The following is a 2,867-nucleotide window of genomic DNA, read 5'->3' on the forward strand; positions in this document are numbered from 1 at the left end:
CTCGACCAGGCCGGTGAAGCGCCCGTCCTGCTCGAGCAGGCGATTGGCGCGGTTCTCCTGGAAGCCGAGCATTGCGGCGATTCGCGTCGTGAACACCTCGAACCCGCCAGACACGAGTGCCGTCCAGGCACCGTTGGCGCGCATGGTCCGGACCAGAACACGGCCGCCCGAGGCCAGCGTCAGGCGATTGGCGACGATGCGATCGACCACGGTGGCGTCGAGGCCCTTCAGCAACGCCACCCGCTCGCGCAAAGCCGGTTCGAAGGCGATCTCGCCATTCATGGATCGCGCGGTAATCGTGGCAACATGATCCTTGACGCCGATCTCGTCGGCCAGCTCGTCGATGCATTCCTGGTCGATCATGGTCGAATCCATGTCGGCGATCAGGATTTTCTTGCGGCGGGTTTCTGCTTCTTGGACGATCACGTCGACCGACTCGCTGGCGAGTGCCGTGCGCAAGACGGCACTCGTAGCGGCCGCGTCGGCTGCCTCAGGCAGGACGAGATCGCAGGCGATACCTTCGGCCAGCCAGACAACAGCGCTTGCGCCGACCGACCGTGAGGCCATATTCGCAAGCGACAGCGACAAAGCGCGCTCAATGGGACGGGAAACAAGCGTGGCGATGAGCGGCATGGAACATTCCGGCGGGCAGGCGGGCAAGGGCCGCGTGAAGAACGCGATCCTGATAGCCGGGCCGACCGCCAGCGGCAAGTCGGCGCTTGCGCTCGATCTGGCCGAGCGCAGGGGTGGCGTGATCGTCAATACGGATTCCATGCAGGGCTATTCGGTGCTCGACGTGCTGACCGCCCGGCCGGAGGCGGCCGACCTCGCCCGCGCACCGCATTTCCTCTACGGCCATGTCCATCCGGCGACACCCTATTCCACCGGCGCCTGGCTGCGCGACGTGATGAAACTGATCGACGACGGCACATTCTCCGAACGGACAGCGATTTTTGTCGGCGGCACCGGGCTCTATTTTCGCGCATTAGCCGAGGGCATTTCGGAAATGCCCGACATTCCGCAACGGGTCCGCGACCGTTGGCGCTATGAATTGAAGGAGCAGGGCGCCGTCAAGCTGCACAGCCTGCTGCTGCGCGAGGATTCGGCGGCCGCCATGATGCTCAAGCCAACCGACAGCCAGCGCATCGTGCGGGCATTGGAGGTTCTCGATGCGTCTGGCCGTTCGATCCTGGAATGGCAGGCAGAGCGCGGCCAGCCGCTCATCGACAGGCAAAGCGCGCGTTTCCTGGTGATCGAGCCGGATCGGGCGGCGTTGGTCGGACGCATCGACAAACGCTTCGACCAAATGCTGGACAAGGGCGCGCTGGACGAGGTCAAGCGGCTTGCGGCACTTGGCCTCGATCCCGAATTGCCGGCGATGAAAGCGATCGGCGTTCGCGAACTGCAGGCGGCGATGGCCGGAGGGATTGGCTTTCCCGAGGCAATCGAACGCGCCAAGATCGCGACCAGGCAATATTCCAAGCGGCAAACCACCTGGTTCAGGCATCAATTGGGGCCGGAATGGCTGAGGTTGCACCCCGGTGATGATCTGGAAACCACGATCTCAGCGCTTGCTTCCGATGCAACCTGAAAAGTTTACCTGCAAGGAAAGGTTCCCGTTGTGGTTGTCCAAATTAACCCTCCGTAAGCCCGCCCATGCCATAAGGTCGATGGGCACTTTTCCAACGGGGAGCAGATGCGTTTCCACAAGGCGGAATCAGCGTTTTTCGTCTTTATATTCGTGATCCTGGCCGCCGGCCTGGTGACGCTGCATGCTTATGGACTTCTGCAGTCCTTCGCCGACGAGTTGCATACGGCTTCGGGTCTGGACAAGGTCATCTATCTCAACAAGCTCTTGTTCGCGACCGGCGTGCTCCTGGCCACCGCGCTGTTCTTCGGCATTTTCTTCATCTATCCGCTGATTCGAAAACAGGCGACGGAGGAGGGCAAGCTGCGCGCCATGACGGTCTCGCTCAGCGCGCGGTCGGAAACACTCGAGCATGCGGCGCTGACCGACGGCCTGACCGGCATGCAGAACCGGCGCTATTTCGATGATGCGCTGAAGGAGTATCTCGAGGAGTTCCGGCGCATCGAAAAGCCTGTCGGGCTGATGATCCTCGATCTCGACCATTTCAAGCAGGTCAACGACACCCATGGCCATGACGTCGGCGACGAAGTGCTCAAGGCCGTCGCAAGCTGTCTCAAGGATATGACGCGCTACCACGATGTGGTGGCGCGATTGGGCGGCGAGGAGTTCGCCGTGGTCACGCCCAACATGGACGCCGAGCTTCTGGGCAAGTTTGCCGAGCGCATCCGCAAGGCGATCGCCAACATGTCGGTGCTGTCGGGCAATGTCCGCCTCAAGATCACCACCAGCGTCGGGCTAGCCGTCTGGGACCGCAAGGAAACAGCGGAAGAGTTCTATCGCCGCGCCGACCGCCAGCTTTACGAGGCGAAGAGGCAAGGCCGCAACCGCGTCTGCGCCTAAAATCCCGTCCCTGAATTCGTGAGGCTGGCCGTCTGGCGCCGTTTTCTGCGCTTCCGATGCTCACGGACTCAAATGTCCGCTCCGCTTCGGTTCTCGAAAACAGCACCACCCGACTCAGCCTGACGAATTCCCTGACGGGATTTACCCAAGCGGTCCAGGCAGGGCGCGAGCTTAGCGCGGCTTCTCAATCGGCCGGCAGAACAGCCGGGTCGCAAGCTCAATCGTTTTGCGGGCGCAGGCCGAAGGTTGCGGGCTTGAGGCCGTAGCGCATGTCGAAATCGTCGTCCGATGGCGGGCGTGCGGCGGGTGGCTTGCGGTAGTCGGGGTCGCCGGCCTGGCGGCCTGAATCCACGACCTCGGCGAAGGCCATCGCCTGCTG

At 62.6% G+C, this 2,867-nt stretch carries 3 protein-coding genes; 2 read left to right on the top strand and 1 reads right to left on the bottom strand.

The window, feature by feature from the left end; all coding sequences use genetic code 11:
• The coding region (locus ENZ75_RS27210; RefSeq protein ID WP_128278450.1) for an HAD-IB family phosphatase at window positions 1-633 on the bottom strand (633 nt) is incomplete at its 3' end.
• On the opposite strand from ENZ75_RS27210, the gene miaA reads away from it, so the two are divergent.
• Entirely contained in the window at window positions 623-1,591 is a 969-nt protein-coding gene (miaA, locus tag ENZ75_RS27215; RefSeq protein WP_063168274.1) for a tRNA (adenosine(37)-N6)-dimethylallyltransferase MiaA, read from the top strand. The two genes, ENZ75_RS27210 and miaA, sit on opposite strands and share 11 nt — an antisense overlap.
• Window positions 1,592-1,696: 105 nt before the next feature.
• Complete coding sequence (locus ENZ75_RS27220; protein WP_013531037.1) at window positions 1,697-2,488, top strand: GGDEF domain-containing protein; 792 nt, start codon at window positions 1,697-1,699, stop codon at window positions 2,486-2,488.
• The last annotated feature ends 379 nt before the right edge of the window (window positions 2,489-2,867 follow it).

This window comes from Mesorhizobium sp. M7A.F.Ca.CA.002.04.1.1 (genome assembly GCF_004022805.1).
Lineage (GTDB): Bacteria > Pseudomonadota > Alphaproteobacteria > Rhizobiales > Rhizobiaceae > Mesorhizobium > Mesorhizobium ciceri.

Excerpts from the sequence above, each read along its gene's own strand:
- miaA (WP_063168274.1), top strand. The coding sequence starts at position 623 with ATGAGCGGCATGGAACATTCCGGCGGGCAGGCGGGCAAGGGCCGCGTG.
- ENZ75_RS27220 (WP_013531037.1), top strand. The coding sequence starts at position 1,697 with ATGCGTTTCCACAAGGCGGAATCAGCGTTTTTCGTCTTTATATTCGTG.